The organism is Pseudoalteromonas sp. 11L1 (assembly GCF_055397545.1).
In genome coordinates, this window is record NZ_AP041141.1 from 3160995 (window position 1) to 3174440 (window position 13446).

Genomic DNA, 13446 nt, shown 5'->3' on the forward strand with positions numbered 1-13446 from the left:
ATCGATAAACTTTGTTGTATATAAGTCAAAATTTGGTAAGTTAACTGGGTTTTCGACTCGAAAAGCCTATTTCGGCTACTATTTTTTATGGAGTTATTATGCGTAAAACACTGATCGCCACTACGATTGCTAGTGCACTTTTATTATCTGCCTGTTCTTCTGAAAGCACCCAAGAAACAAAACAACAAAGCACAGCACAAGTGCAAGATATCAACGCAAGCAATGTATTATTTAAACCAAGCCCATTGCAATACATGGCTCCTGAGTTTGATAAGTTTGGTACCACTGAATACGAAGCTGCATTTGATGCAGGTATTGCACAACATAATGCAGAAATTATGGCAATTGCTAATAATCCAGAACCAGCTACTTTTGAAAATACCTTGGTAGAAATGGAACTTGCAGGTGAGCTATTAAACCGCGCATCAGCTGCTTTCTACAACTTATCAGGTCTTATTTCTAACGATGAGTACCAGCGCATTGATAAAAAAATGGCGCCTGTGTTCTCAGCACACTCTGATGACATTTATCTAAATGGTGCATTGTTCGAACGTGTACAAACAGTATACGACAACAAAGATAAGTTAAGCGCTGAAGATCAACGTCTTGTTGATTTTTACTACAAACAATTTGTTAAAGCGGGTGCTAAACTAAATGATGCTGAAAAAGCAAAAATGCGTGAAATTAACGCTGAGCTTGCAAAGTTATCAACAGAGTTTTCTCAAAACGTATTAAAATCGTTTAAAGAAGACGTTATTTTAGTAACAGATAAAAGCAAACTAGCTGGTTTATCTGAAGGTGAAATTGCAGGTCTTGCAGCAGCTGCTAAAAAAGCAGGCAAAGACGGCTACATGATCACCTTAGTGAACACCACACAGCAGCCTATTTTATCTAGCCTTGAAAATCGTGAACTGCGTGAGCAAATTTTTAAAGCGTCAACCAACCGTGCAGCTAAAACCAACGGTCCTATTATTATTAAAGAAACTAACCTACGTGCACAAAAAGCAGAACTGTTAGGCTTTAAAGATTGGGCTTCGTATGTAATGACTTCACGCATGGCGCAAACCACTGATAACGTGTACGGTATTTTAGATGACCTCGCGCCAAAAGCAGTTGAAAAAGCGCAAGCAGAAGCAAAAGCGATTCAAAAAGTAATTAACGATTCTGGTGAAAGTTTTGAACTAAAACCATGGGATTGGTCTTTCTATGCAGAAAAAGTGCGTGCTGAAAAATACGACCTAGATCCAGCCTTAGTTAAGCCTTACTTTGAAATGCAGTCGGTTATTCATAACGGTTTATTCTTTGCAATGGAAAAACTTTACGGCATTACATTCAAAGAGCGTAAAGACCTACCGCTTTATCACGAAGACGTCATGGCGTTTGAAGTATTTAATGCTGATGGCAGCGCAATAGGCTTATTTTACATGGACCCATATGCACGTGAAGGTAAGCGTGGCGGTGCATGGATGAGTGCATACGTAAGCCAAAGCGGCTTAAAAGGCACAAAACCTGTTATTTATAATGCGCAAAACATTCCAAAGCCAGCAGCAGGCGAGCCAACACTAATGACGTTTGACGAAGTGTCGACTATGTTCCATGAGTTTGGTCATGCGGCGCACGGTTTATTCTCTGACGTTAAATACCCAAGCCTAGCAGGCACTGCTACAGCGCGTGATTTTGTTGAATTTCCATCACAAGCACACGAAGACTGGATGATTGAGCCAAGTGTATTAGCTAACTACGCTAAGCATTACAAAACAGGCGAGCCAATTCCTCAAGCACTACTTGATAAAGTACTTGAGTCGCAAAAGTTCAACCAAGGTTTTGGTACCACTGAATATTTAGCTGCAGCACTACTAGATATGGAATGGCACTCATTTGGTTCTGATAAAAAAGTAACTGATGTACAACAGTTTGAAAGCGAAGCACTAAAGGCACACGGTATCGATTACTACCCTGTACCACCTCGTTACAAATCAAACTACTTTAGCCATACCTTTGCAGGTGGTTACTCAGCAGGTTACTACGCTTACCTGTGGACTGAAGTATTTGCCGCTGATGCCTTTGCTCATATGGAAAACAACGGTGGCTTAACGCGCGAAAATGGCGATAAGTTCCGTAAAGAGATCCTATCAAAAGGTAACAGCCGTGACTTAATGCAAAGCTACATTGAGTTCAGAGGCCAAAAACCAACGACTGATGCATTGCTTAAGCGCCGTGGTTTAGTTGATTAATTAATATTTTTAATCAACTGATATAAAAGCCCGCTTGCGGGCTTTTATTGTTTATAGAGCAATATATAACAGATAAACTGACACCATTACTTAAGACAAGATGAGTGTTATGGGCTATTTATTTGCAGTTACCCTTCTTTGGGCGTTTTCGTTTAGTTTAATTGGTGTGTATTTAGCAGGCCAAGTTGATGCGTGGTTTAGTGTGCTAATTCGTGTGGCTTTAGCAGCGTTAGTATTTTTGCCTTTTTTAAAGAAAATCCCTACCCCACTTGCGTTTAAACTCATGCTGATAGGCGCACTGCAACTGGGGGTTATGTATGGCTTTTATTACCACTCATTTTTGTTTTTAAGTGTGCCAGAAGTGCTGTTATTTACTGTAATGACCCCGCTTTACATTACGCTTTTAAACGATGCGCTAAATAAACAGTTTAATCCGCAGTTTTTTATCGTCGCGTTTATTGCCGTGTTAGGGGCTATTACCATTCGTTATGAAAACTTAGACAGTAACTTTTTAGTCGGATTACTACTGGTTCAAGGCGCTAATATTAGTTTTGCTATCGGCCAAGTAACCTACAAACGATTAATGCTTAATAAACAACTCGATGATAAAACCGTATTTGGTTGGTTTTTTATTGGCGCACTAATTGTTGCAAGCGCCTGTTACGCCTTATTTGGTGATCTTAACAAATTACCAAGTACCTCAACTCAATGGGGCATACTGATTTATTTAGGCATTGTGGCCTCCGGTTTAGGCTACTTTATGTGGAATAAAGGCGCGACGCTTGTTAATGTTGGCGCGCTGGCGGTGATGAACAACTTGCTTATTCCTGCCGGTATAATTGTTAATGTGCTTATTTGGAATAGAGACGCAGACCTACTTAGATTAACTATTGGCGCGGGAGTGATGCTGTTTGCCTTGGTGGTAAACCAAATAATGGTTAAATCAGCAAATTAATCACTCTGTAGTGAAATTGTCATTAATAATTAGTAAGGTAGCGTCCACTTTTATTTTTAAGGACAAATAATGAAGCGCATACCTTTTCTAACAACTTTTTTATTATTAAGCTCACTCGCTGGCTGTGATGACGATGTAAAAATAGTCGAAAAAGAAGTGGTTGTTACCAACACTGACGTTGAAATTGTTGAAGTACCTACCCCGGTTATTGTTGAAGTGGCACAAGGCACCAATACGCAACTAGGTACTCGCCCCGACTACTTAATTGACGATATGGCTGACAGCGCACTAAAAACACAATTAGAATCGTGTAAAGAAGGCCCTTTTTATCGTACTGATTTTTCAATTGGTCACCGTGGTGCCCCCATGCAATACCCAGAGCACACAAAAGAGTCTTACATAGCGGCTGCTCGTATGGGCGCCGGTATTGTCGAATGCGATGTAACCTTTACAAATGATAAAGAGCTAGTATGCCGCCATTCTCAGTGCGACTTGCACACCACCACTAACATTTTAGCTATTCCAGAACTTGCGGCTAAATGCAGTGAGCCATTTACTCCAGCAAATTCTAACAGTGGCACGCCTGCTTCAGCTAAATGTTGTACCAGCGATATTAGCTTGGCAGAGTTTTTAACCCTTGAGGGTAAAATGGATGGCGCAAACACCACTGCCACCAATGTTAGCGATTACATGAAAGGTACACCAAGTTGGCGCACTGACTTATACGCCACCTCAGGTACACTCATGACCCACAAACAAAGTATTGCACTATTTAAACAGCTCGGAGTAAAAATGACCCCAGAGCTTAAATCACCTCAAGTGAGTATGCCCTTTAACGGTATGACCCAAACGCAATACGCACAAAAAATGCTAGATGAATACACGCAAATGGAGGTACCCGCTTCGCATGTTTTTCCGCAATCATTTAATTTAGCTGACGTACAATATTGGATTAATACTAACCCTGAATTTGCAGCGCAAAGTGTGTATTTAGATGGCCAAGACAGCGATGCAGGGTTTGATCCTAACAACCCCGACACATGGCAACCTAGTATGGCTTCGCTTTTTAATGACGGTGTTAAAATTATTGCTCCACCCATTTGGATGCTATTAACCATAGATAATGAAAGTAATATCGTGCCATCACAGTACGCTATTGATGCTAAAGCCGCAGGGCTTAATATTATTGCATGGAGTCTTGAACGTTCAGGGCCGCTGAATAATGGAGGCGGATACTATTACCAGTCAATTAGTGATGTTATAGATAACGATGGTGACATGATGGCCGTGGTTGATGTGCTTGCAAAAGAGGTTGGTGTAATCGGTATATTTTCTGATTGGCCAGCTACGGTTAGCTATTACGCCAGTTGCAATAAAATGCCTGCAAGTATTTAAACTTTAGGGCGTGTTTATTTTACCGCGCTCAGCTATTATGTTTATTTTGCTGAGCGCTTTTATGATCATTCAACACCATAACGCTGACTTACCAACGCCTACAGGCTTAATGCGAACCACCATTTACCGCCCACAAGCATCGGGGCAATATCCTACCATTATTTTTTATTCTGAAATTTTCCAGCAAACGGCACCTATTGCCCGCAGTGCAGCTATTTTAGCCAGTCATGGTTTTGTGGTACTTGTGCCAGAAGTGTTTCATGAGCTTAACCCTATCGGAACTGTGCTGGCTTATGATGACGAAGGTAAAGATAAAGGTAATAACGATAAATGGGCTAAACCTTTAGAGCATCATGATAGCGACACACAAAGCCTTATCGAGTTTGTAAAACGCCAAAGTTATTGTTCAGGAAACGTGGGAGCTATGGGTGTATGTATTGGTGGACATTTAGCTTACAGAGCCGCTTTAAACCCACTTATAAAAGCCGCGTTTTGTTTATACGCCACCGATATACACAGTAATACACTGCCCGCACAACCCGGTAATAACTCATTTGAACGCATGGCCGACATACTCGGTGAAATTCATTTTATATGGGGTAAACAAGACCCTCATGTTCCACAAGATGGCCGAGACAAAATATACCAGCAAGCTGTTCGCACTGGCATAAATTACCAATGGCAAGAAGTTAACGCGCAACATGCCTTTATGCGTGATGAAGGCGAGCGATACGATGCAGCTCTCGCCATAGCTATGTATCAACAGGCTGTTGCCTTATTTAACCGAGCGCTAGCCCTTACGCATACCTAATGCAGTATGCTGTTTTACAAAGTACGCTTTTAAATAATCAATAAACAAGCGTAACTTTTTAGATCCCGTCGCTCCTGGCGGGAAAACTCCATACAACTCAATGTCTTTGCTTTTGTAGTCGTCCATTATAATTTGCAGTAAACCCGCTTGTACTTTTGGCCATGCATCGTATAGCGGTATACGCCCTATGCCAAGTCCTGCCTCTACAAATGCAGTCCGTGCAGCGGCATTATTGGTACTGAGCGATCCTTGCATGGTAATGTCGACTTTTTTACCATCTTTTTGCAAGGTCAAGATTTTACTCCCTAACTGATAAACCACCCATTGGTGCTGTGCTAATTCATCGGGCGTAGTGGGCTTACCATAATGTGCAAAATAATTTGGCGCGCCACAGATACAGGTACTCATAGTGGTTAATTTCGTTGCCTGTAGGTTTGAATCGCGCAGCGCAACCCCCCTAATAGCAAAATCAAATCCGTGTTTAATAATATCCACCACATCATCGGTTAACTGTAAATCTATATCAATTTTGGGGTATTGGCGCTTAAAGGTATTAATTGCAGGCACTATTAATTGCATCCCCACATTAACCGGGCAACTAATTTTTAATAACCCTTGAGGCTCACTTTTTATATTTTCTATTTGTTGATTGGCAGCATTAGCCTGCTCGGTAATAACGCGGCAGCGCTCATAGTAAGCCATACCAGCTTCAGTTAGCGCCATGGTCCGTGTTGAGCGGTTAAGCAAGGTTACTTCAAGTTGCGTTTCTAGCTTTTTTAAATGATAACTGGCTACCGCCCGTGTTAACCCTAGTTGCTTTGCCGCTGCAGTTAAACTGCCCTGCTCAACTATTTGTGCAAACACCACCATACTTTTTAATTGTTCAAACGAGACTTTCATGGACGCTCCAGTGCGGTTTTAACTTCAACCCCTAATTGTATCAATTATTAAATCAATAAAGTTAAATTTATCATCGTTGTTTAAGGTTGGGTTAGTGCATATAGTAATTGCTAAGCAAAGATTACAATTTTAAATCATCAGAAGGAAAAAATAATGGCTAAGAAAATACTAATGGTACTTACTTCACACGCTGATTTAGGCAATACCGGTGAAAAAACAGGTTTTTGGGTAGAAGAATTCGCCGCCCCTTATTATGCATTTGTAGATGCTGGCGCAGAAATCACTCTAGCTTCACCAAACGGTGGTCAACCACCAATCGACCCAACCAGTACACTAGCCGACTTCCAGACTGATGCAACCAAGCGATACGACAACGACAGTGCAGCGCAAGCATTAATGGCAAACACAAAAGTACTAAGTGAACTGAATGCTTCAGATTTTGATGCGGTATTTTATCCAGGCGGCCATGGCCCATTATGGGATTTAGTAGATAACACAGATTCAATCTCGCTCATCGAAGATTTTGTAAAATTACAAAAGCCAGTAGCAGCAGTGTGTCATGCGAGCGCCGCATTTTTAAATACAAAAGATGCTGATGGCAATGCATTGGTTGCGGGTAAAAAAGTTACCGGCTTTAGTAACACTGAAGAAGCCGCTGTACAATTAACAGATGTAGTGCCATTTTTAGTCGAAGACGAGCTGATCAAAAAAGGTGGTGACTATCAAAAAACCGACGACTGGGGCGTTCTTGCGCTTGAAGACGGTTTATTGATCACCGGTCAAAACCCTGCAAGCTCTGAGCTAGCAGCTAAAAAATTACTTACCAAGCTTGGTTAATTACAATTAATCAGTATAAAAAGCACAGTTTAATCGCTGTGCTTTTTAATTTGCTTTTCATTACTCACCACTATTCCTATACTGGCCACTCTTAATATAAATAAGGGCACCGTATGCAAAATAAACCATCCACCTTGTCGTTACTTAGCAGCACCCGTTTTGCCATTATAAGCATTGTGACTATTTGTTTTGTGTTGCAACTAATTAATAGCCTGCCAGGCATTAGTTTAAATGGTTTAGGTATTTACCCACGCAGCATTCAAGGGCTGATTGGTATTCTTTGCGCTCCCTTTTTACACGGTAGCTGGTGGCATTTTGCTAGTAATATGCTGCCCTTCATTGTTTTAAGCTGGTTAATTTGCCAATACAGCGTAAAGCGTTTTTATAGTGTATTTATATTCACCGCATTAGTCGGTGGATTACTGGTATGGATGTTTGCTCGTGGCAATATTCATGTCGGCTTAAGTGGCGTTATTTATGGGTTATGGGGCTTTATTTTATGCTATGGCATTGTAAGACGCTCTTTTAAATCTATTTTTATAGCCGTGGTGGTGGCCTTTTTATACAGTGGCTTTATTTGGGGCGTGTTACCACAGCGGTTTCACATCTCGTTTGAAAGCCATCTGTTTGGCGCACTAAGTGGATTCTTTTTAGGGTATAAATTAGCAAAAGCAGATAAATTAAAAGCAACAACGGGCAAAGCAAATACGCACGTTTAAACTATTAGAGGCTATTTATGAGTGATAACAACGACTACACCCCAGCAAAAGTATGGACATGGGACAATGAAAGTGGCGGTAAATTTGCAAACATTAACCGCCCAATTGCAGGTGCAACTCACGATAAAACACTGCCTATTGGCAAACATCTATTTCAGCTTTACTCATTAGCGACCCCCAACGGGCAAAAAATCAGTATTATGTTTGAAGAGCTTTTAGAGCTTGGTATTACTGAGGCTGAGTACGATGCTTATTTAATTAATATTGGTGAAGGCGACCAGTTTGGCTCTGATTTTGTTGATATAAACCCAAACTCAAAAATACCCGCGTTGATGGATCACTCTACAACACCAGCAACCCCTGTATTCGAATCAGGCGCTATTTTACAATACCTTGGCGAAAAGTTTGATGCGCTTATTCCTAATGATTTTCAAGCCAAAACACAATGTCGTAATTGGCTGTTTTGGCAAATGGGATCGGCGCCTTATCTAGGTGGCGGCTTTGGTCACTTTTACAGCTATGCGCCAACCAAAATGCAATACCCAATTGACCGTTTCACCATGGAAACTAAGCGTCAGCTAGATGTACTAAACCGCCATTTAAGTGACAACGAATACATGGCAGGCAGTGAATATTCCATTGCCGACATTGCCATATGGCCTTGGTATGGCTCACTGGTATTAGGCGACTTATACGACGCCGCCGAGTTTTTAGATGTCGGATCTTATACCCATGTGGTCCGTTGGGCTAAGCAAATAGCAGCGCGTCCAGGCGTAAAACGAGGCCGTCGCGTTAACCGTACTTGGGGAGCAGAAGATGAACAACTCGCAGAGCGCCACAGTGCTCGTGATTTTGAATAAAGCTCCAGTTTAGTAAAAATAAAAAAATCAGCGCTTAGCTGATTTTTTTGTGTTTATTAGGGGCTCCTTCATTCTTAGCAGGTAACATGACTTTTTAACCCTAAAAGTAGAAAAGTTAAACATACCATCTTAATATATCTAAATATTTACACTGATAGCGTAGTTATTAATTGTGAAAAAACTAACAAAAGAACAAATCTATAAACGTTTAAACAATGAAGAAGACGCCCGAGCTTGCAAAGCCATCAACGACAATGCCTGTCAGGAAGTACCCGGTAATTTTATTATTTTACTCATTAGCCAGCTGTTTAGTAAGTTTGCTGATGCGCTACTCAACCCCAAAATAACGCTGCCATGGTTAATGCAAAGCTTAAATGTACCAGCGAGTTTTATTACTTGGTTAGTACCAATCAGAGAATCGGGTTCATTGCTGCCCCAACTTGCTATTGCTAACGTTATTCGCAAACTCCCCGTTCGTAAATGGGTATGGGTAATAGGTGCAGTGATGCAAGCAGGATGCATTTTAGCCATGGTTGCGGTGGCGTTTACCCTCAAAGGCGCACAAGCAGGCTACGCCATTATTGGCTTATTAATTTTATTTAGCCTTGCTAGAGGGTTTAACTCTGTCGCTGCAAAAGATGTGCTGGGCAAAGTTATTCCTAAACAGCAACGCGGTAATATTAGCGGGCTTGCTGCAAGTATTGCCGGTTTTGCTACATTAACGTTTGGTCTCATGATGTGGTTTTTTTCACAGCAAAAAGATCAAGATATTGTGATCATCGCTTTACTACTGGGTGCCTTGATGTGGCTGATTGCCGCGTTTTTTTACGCACAAATTAACGAATATAGTGGCGCTACCGAAGGGGCAAATAATGGTCTATTGCATGCGTTTTCAAAGTTAAAAATTTTGTACCAAGATAAGCAATTTGCGCATTTTGTTATTACACGTGCCCTACTGCTTTGTTCAGCATTGAGCGCTCCATTTTATATTATTTTAGCCAGTAAACAGTCGTTTGAATTTTCTTTACTTGCCACCTTTATTGCCGTTTCCGGCTTTGCAAGCTTAGTCTCAGCGCCGATTTGGGGACGCTTAAGCGACTTATCTAGCCAGCGAGTGCTAGTACTCAGTGCCACTTTGGTTACCATTAATGGGCTGGCTGTATTTGTTATTGCAACTTGGTATAACGAGTTGCTACTAAATTGGTGGGCTATGCCTATTTTGTACTTTTTACTCTCAGTTGCGCACCAAGGAGTACGCTTAGGGCGAAAAACGTACCTCGTCGATATGGCAGAGGGTAACAAACGCACCGATTATGTGTCGGTCAGTAATACCGTTATTGGAGTTTTATTACTGATGTTGGGCAGCATAGGCTTATTAGAATCGTTTTTATCAACCGCAGAGCTTATTTTGCTTTACAGCGGATTAGGGTTTCTGGGTGCAATGAGTGCACTGTTTTTACCAAAAACAGAGTAAATAGCGTGCTGTTTAACCTAATGTAATTAAAGCGCTCACCTTTAAAGTTGTGGGCGTTTTAATACAAACTTATCTTTGGTGGTGCTAAAGTAATCACCGCCCATTTTACCTACTGCATCTAAACGTGTCGGATCTATGTAGCCATTTACCAACGTGGCGTCATCTATAAAAATTCCCACTACATCTAAGAGCATCATTTTGCCACCGCTTGGTTCATCTGAAATAGTGATCACTTCTCGAAGCTTACATTCATAGCGTACTTTTGAAGCTGCAACACTCGGCGGATTAACTAACTGGCTTGGGACTCTATCTATGCTGGCCTCATCAAACTCACTGACATTATTAGGGTAATTAGCGCAGCTTTGGTTCATTTGCTCTACTAAGGCATGACTAACAATATTAACCACACATTCTTTGGTGGCTAGTAAATTTGTCAGTGTATCTTTATTGGCTTTGTCGCTGTGGTTAACTTGAGTAACACTTAACACTGCAGGCTGACAACTTGCTACGGTAAAAAAAGAGTAAGGTGCAATATTGGTTACCCCCTCACTACTTAGCGTGCTTATCCATGCAATCGGTCGTGGACTAATACCGCCAACTAAATAGCTATAAACAGAGCGGTTGCTGTTTTGCATTAAATCTAAAAACATTATTTCTCACTTTTAAGTTAAAAACTAAACCCTAGTACTAGACAATACGTACTTGTGGATTGGATCTTCATTAATACTACACCGTTAGCAAATAGTTTAATTTCATGCGCCAAAAAATAAACATTGTCTGGTTTAAACGCGATTTACGCTTAAGCGATCATCAACCGCTTAAACATGCGTTTAGCAATGGGCTTCCAACATTATTGCTGTACAACTTTGAGCCGCTGTTACTCGAAGATGCTCATTATAACGAGCGACATTGGCGCTTTGTGTATCAGTCGCTATGTGATTTAAACCAACAACTTGATCGCTTTAATAGCTGCGTGTACATATTTAAACAAAATATGCAGTCGTTGCTTGAAGAGCTACACACCCAGTTTGAAATAATTAATCTCTTTAGTCACCAAGAAATCGGCTTAAATAATACATTTGAGCGCGATAAAGCGATTAAAGCATGGTGCCAACATAATCAGATTAACTGGTTAGAGTCACCAACGGGGGCTGTCATTCGGGGTAAAAAAAATCGCAATAATTGGAATGAATGCTGGCAACAAACAATGCAAGCGCCAATTGCCATCCCAGATTGGAAACACATTAAAACAGTGACACTCACACACTACCAATCGCCAGAATTACCAGACAATTACACGACTGACGATGACAACTTTCAATATGGAGGGCCGCGACTTGCACGCGATGTTATGCAGAGTTTTTTTGCCGAGCGCGGTAAAGGCTATCAAAAAGGGATCTCTAGCCCGAGCTTGAGCCGCACGCATTGCTCTAGGCTTTCGCCCTATTTAGCTTGGGGCAATATTAGTCTTAGGCAGGTGTATCAAATGGCGATAGACGCATACCATTCAACCCATCCCGATAAAAAAGGCTGGAAGCGTCCGCTTGCAGCGTTTATCTCTCGCCTGCATTGGCATTGCCATTTTATGCAAAAGTTTGAAAGCGAATGCAGCATGGAATTTAAAGCCTTAAATCCGGGTTACCATGCATTTCCGTATCGTGATGACGCTAAGGTTACTAGCGATATTGAACGCTGGGCACAGGGGCAAACCGGTATTCCTATTATTGATGCCTGCATGCGCTGTTTAAAAGCCACCGGTTATATTAACTTTAGAATGCGCGCTATGCTGGTGAGCTTTGTAACCCATCATTTAAACATCAGCTGGCAACAGGCAAGTTTTCCGCTGGCTAATTACTTTTTAGACTTTGAGCCAGGTATTCATTATCCACAAATTCAAATGCAGGCATCGGTTACTGGCATTAATACCATTCGCCATTACAACCCTATTAAGCAATCTGAAGATCAAGACCCAACCGGCGCATTTATAAAAAAATGGTGCCCCGAACTTGAAAAGCTCCCCATTGAATATTTACATCAACCCTGGCAGCAAACGCCTATGGAAGCGCTATTTAACGACTTTAAACTTGGTGAAGATTACCCAGAGCCGATGCTTGATTTAACTCGAGCATCTAAAGAGGCACGCGAGCGATTGTGGCAATACCGAGAGCGTAGCGATGTTAAACGTGCTATTCATGCCATACTAAAAAAACATGTAGCCATCACTCCCTCGGTACGTAAATCCAAAAAGCAGTCAGGCAAATAACTATGGCACATAAAAAACTAACCCTACCTGAAAAAATATGCCCTGTGTGTAATAAACCGTTTGCGTGGCGTAAAAAATGGCAACGAGACTGGGATAACGTTATTTATTGTTCTGAGCGATGTAAACGTAGCAAATAGAGATTGGCGTTTATCTTGCAGCCTCCATGTTACTACGTACATTTTTAAGCAATTATCGGATTATTTTACATACAACTGATATCAATGCTGAAAAATTTACATTAGGGTCTGTTGACCTTTGCGGATTAATATTTGTTCTAACTAGGGGCGGTTTAATCGCAGCGCGAGGTTTGTAACCTAGTGGGCTAAGTAAAAACCGAGCAACAAAGAGTTAATTGCCCCTAGGCAGAACCTTCGGGCAGCTTCTGTTTGGCATTGATGCAGCGTTATCGCCTATTTATGGGGAATAACCACACCACATAGGCTCTGCCTTGCCTAAATACCAAACAGACTGCTGCAAATTTAACCTTGAAAGGTAAACAGACCCAAATCGCAACAAGGAGAACATGATGACAATTAAAAAAACGGCAAGCTCAAATTGGTCTGGCGATATTAAAAGTGGTAAAGGCACTATATCAACTCAAAGTGGTGCTCTCGATAACCAGCCGTATGGGTTTAATACTCGCTTTGAAGATAAGCCCGGCTCTAACCCAGAGGAGCTAGTTGGTGCAGCCCACAGTGCTTGCTTTAGCATGGCGTTATCATTGGCGTTAGGCGGAGCAGGTTTTACTGCTGACGATATAAGCACCAAAGCAACAGTAAGCTTAGATGAAGTAGACGATGGCTTTGCGGTGAGTGAAATTGAATTGGTAGTTAATGCAAAAATTACTGATATTTCCAATGAGCAATTTCAAGCCCTGTGTGAAGACACCAAAAAAGGCTGCCCCATTTCAAAACTACTCAATACCAGCATAAAGCTAACGGCAACACTTAACTAATTTTGTAAACCAGTTATACTTTTGCGTAGCAGTAAGATTATGT

13 protein-coding genes are annotated in these 13446 nt (G+C 41.3%); 11 read left to right on the forward strand and 2 right to left on the reverse strand.

All coding sequences use genetic code 11. The features are described 5' to 3' along the window. The first annotated feature begins 98 nt into the window (after positions 1-98). From ACZ5WS_RS14735 to ACZ5WS_RS14750, 4 genes are all read left to right on the forward strand, one after another. Positions 99-2234: a M3 family metallopeptidase gene (locus tag ACZ5WS_RS14735; protein ID WP_290168811.1), complete on the forward strand. Its 2136-nt coding sequence runs from the start codon at positions 99-101 to the stop codon at positions 2232-2234. A 109-nt stretch (positions 2235-2343) separates the two neighbouring features. Next, positions 2344-3189 carry a carboxylate/amino acid/amine transporter gene (locus ACZ5WS_RS14740; RefSeq protein ID WP_178955493.1) on the forward strand — a complete coding sequence of 282 codons (846 nt, stop codon included), beginning with the start codon at positions 2344-2346 and terminating at the stop codon, positions 3187-3189. Positions 3190-3258: 69 nt separating this feature from the next. Next, positions 3259-4584, forward strand: coding sequence for a glycerophosphodiester phosphodiesterase family protein (locus ACZ5WS_RS14745; protein WP_464709503.1), 1326 nt, complete (start codon positions 3259-3261; stop codon positions 4582-4584). Between the two features lie 61 nt (positions 4585-4645). Beyond that, positions 4646-5395 carry a dienelactone hydrolase family protein gene (locus ACZ5WS_RS14750; RefSeq protein ID WP_198522279.1) on the forward strand — a complete coding sequence of 250 codons (750 nt, stop codon included), beginning with the start codon at positions 4646-4648 and terminating at the stop codon, positions 5393-5395. On the opposite strand, the gene ACZ5WS_RS14755 is transcribed toward ACZ5WS_RS14750, so the two are convergent. Continuing rightward, a complete protein-coding gene (locus ACZ5WS_RS14755) occupies positions 5375-6295 on the reverse strand; it encodes a LysR family transcriptional regulator (protein ID WP_464709506.1) in 921 nt (306 codons plus the stop codon). The two genes, ACZ5WS_RS14750 and ACZ5WS_RS14755, sit on opposite strands and share 21 nt — an antisense overlap. A 153-nt stretch (positions 6296-6448) precedes the next feature. Between ACZ5WS_RS14755 and ACZ5WS_RS14760 the strand changes: the two genes are divergently transcribed. The 4 genes from ACZ5WS_RS14760 to ACZ5WS_RS14775 all read left to right on the forward strand — a co-directional run bounded on the left by ACZ5WS_RS14760 (position 6449) and on the right by ACZ5WS_RS14775 (position 10185). Then, entirely contained in the window at positions 6449-7132 is a 684-nt protein-coding gene (locus ACZ5WS_RS14760; protein ID WP_464709509.1) for a type 1 glutamine amidotransferase domain-containing protein, read from the forward strand. Positions 7133-7245: 113 nt separating this feature from the next. Continuing rightward, entirely contained in the window at positions 7246-7851 is a 606-nt protein-coding gene (locus tag ACZ5WS_RS14765; RefSeq protein WP_138594236.1) for a rhomboid family intramembrane serine protease, read from the forward strand. A gap of 17 nt (positions 7852-7868) precedes the next feature. Next, on the forward strand, positions 7869-8711 hold the full coding sequence (yghU, locus tag ACZ5WS_RS14770) for a glutathione-dependent disulfide-bond oxidoreductase (RefSeq protein WP_464709515.1): 843 nt from the start codon (positions 7869-7871) through the stop codon (positions 8709-8711). A 172-nt stretch (positions 8712-8883) separates the two neighbouring features. Continuing rightward, positions 8884-10185 carry an MFS transporter gene (locus ACZ5WS_RS14775; RefSeq protein ID WP_464709517.1) on the forward strand — a complete coding sequence of 434 codons (1302 nt, stop codon included), beginning with the start codon at positions 8884-8886 and terminating at the stop codon, positions 10183-10185. A gap of 41 nt (positions 10186-10226) precedes the next feature. On the opposite strand, the gene ACZ5WS_RS14780 is transcribed toward ACZ5WS_RS14775, so the two are convergent. Continuing rightward, on the reverse strand, positions 10227-10835 hold the full coding sequence (locus ACZ5WS_RS14780; RefSeq protein WP_464709518.1) for a flavin reductase family protein: 609 nt from the start codon (positions 10833-10835) through the stop codon (positions 10227-10229). Between the two features lie 104 nt (positions 10836-10939). Between ACZ5WS_RS14780 and ACZ5WS_RS14785 the strand changes: the two genes are divergently transcribed. The 3 genes from ACZ5WS_RS14785 (at position 10940) to ACZ5WS_RS14795 (ending at position 13403) form a co-directional block, all read left to right on the forward strand. Then, positions 10940-12448: a cryptochrome/deoxyribodipyrimidine photo-lyase family protein gene (locus ACZ5WS_RS14785; protein ID WP_464709521.1), complete on the forward strand. Its 1509-nt coding sequence runs from the start codon at positions 10940-10942 to the stop codon at positions 12446-12448. Between the two features lie 2 nt (positions 12449-12450). Further along, complete coding sequence (locus tag ACZ5WS_RS14790) at positions 12451-12585, forward strand: DUF2256 domain-containing protein (RefSeq protein ID WP_076921450.1); 135 nt, start codon at positions 12451-12453, stop codon at positions 12583-12585. Between the two features lie 389 nt (positions 12586-12974). Next, complete coding sequence (locus ACZ5WS_RS14795) at positions 12975-13403, forward strand: OsmC family protein (protein WP_464711516.1); 429 nt, start codon at positions 12975-12977, stop codon at positions 13401-13403. Positions 13404-13446: the final 43 nt, after the last annotated feature.

Excerpts from the sequence above, each read along its gene's own strand:
- ACZ5WS_RS14745 (WP_464709503.1), top strand. The coding sequence starts at position 3,259 with ATGAAGCGCATACCTTTTCTAACAACTTTTTTATTATTAAGCTCACTC.
- ACZ5WS_RS14760 (WP_464709509.1), top strand. The coding sequence starts at position 6,449 with ATGGCTAAGAAAATACTAATGGTACTTACTTCACACGCTGATTTAGGC.
- ACZ5WS_RS14755 (WP_464709506.1), bottom strand. The coding sequence starts at position 6,295 with ATGAAAGTCTCGTTTGAACAATTAAAAAGTATGGTGGTGTTTGCACAA.
- ACZ5WS_RS14765 (WP_138594236.1), top strand. The coding sequence starts at position 7,246 with ATGCAAAATAAACCATCCACCTTGTCGTTACTTAGCAGCACCCGTTTT.
- yghU (WP_464709515.1), top strand. The coding sequence starts at position 7,869 with ATGAGTGATAACAACGACTACACCCCAGCAAAAGTATGGACATGGGAC.
- ACZ5WS_RS14740 (WP_178955493.1), top strand. The coding sequence starts at position 2,344 with ATGGGCTATTTATTTGCAGTTACCCTTCTTTGGGCGTTTTCGTTTAGT.
- ACZ5WS_RS14790 (WP_076921450.1), top strand. The coding sequence starts at position 12,451 with ATGGCACATAAAAAACTAACCCTACCTGAAAAAATATGCCCTGTGTGT.
- ACZ5WS_RS14780 (WP_464709518.1), bottom strand. The coding sequence starts at position 10,835 with ATGTTTTTAGATTTAATGCAAAACAGCAACCGCTCTGTTTATAGCTAT.
- ACZ5WS_RS14735 (WP_290168811.1), top strand. The coding sequence starts at position 99 with ATGCGTAAAACACTGATCGCCACTACGATTGCTAGTGCACTTTTATTA.
- ACZ5WS_RS14750 (WP_198522279.1), top strand. The coding sequence starts at position 4,646 with ATGATCATTCAACACCATAACGCTGACTTACCAACGCCTACAGGCTTA.
- ACZ5WS_RS14795 (WP_464711516.1), top strand. The coding sequence starts at position 12,975 with ATGACAATTAAAAAAACGGCAAGCTCAAATTGGTCTGGCGATATTAAA.
- ACZ5WS_RS14785 (WP_464709521.1), top strand. The coding sequence starts at position 10,940 with ATGCGCCAAAAAATAAACATTGTCTGGTTTAAACGCGATTTACGCTTA.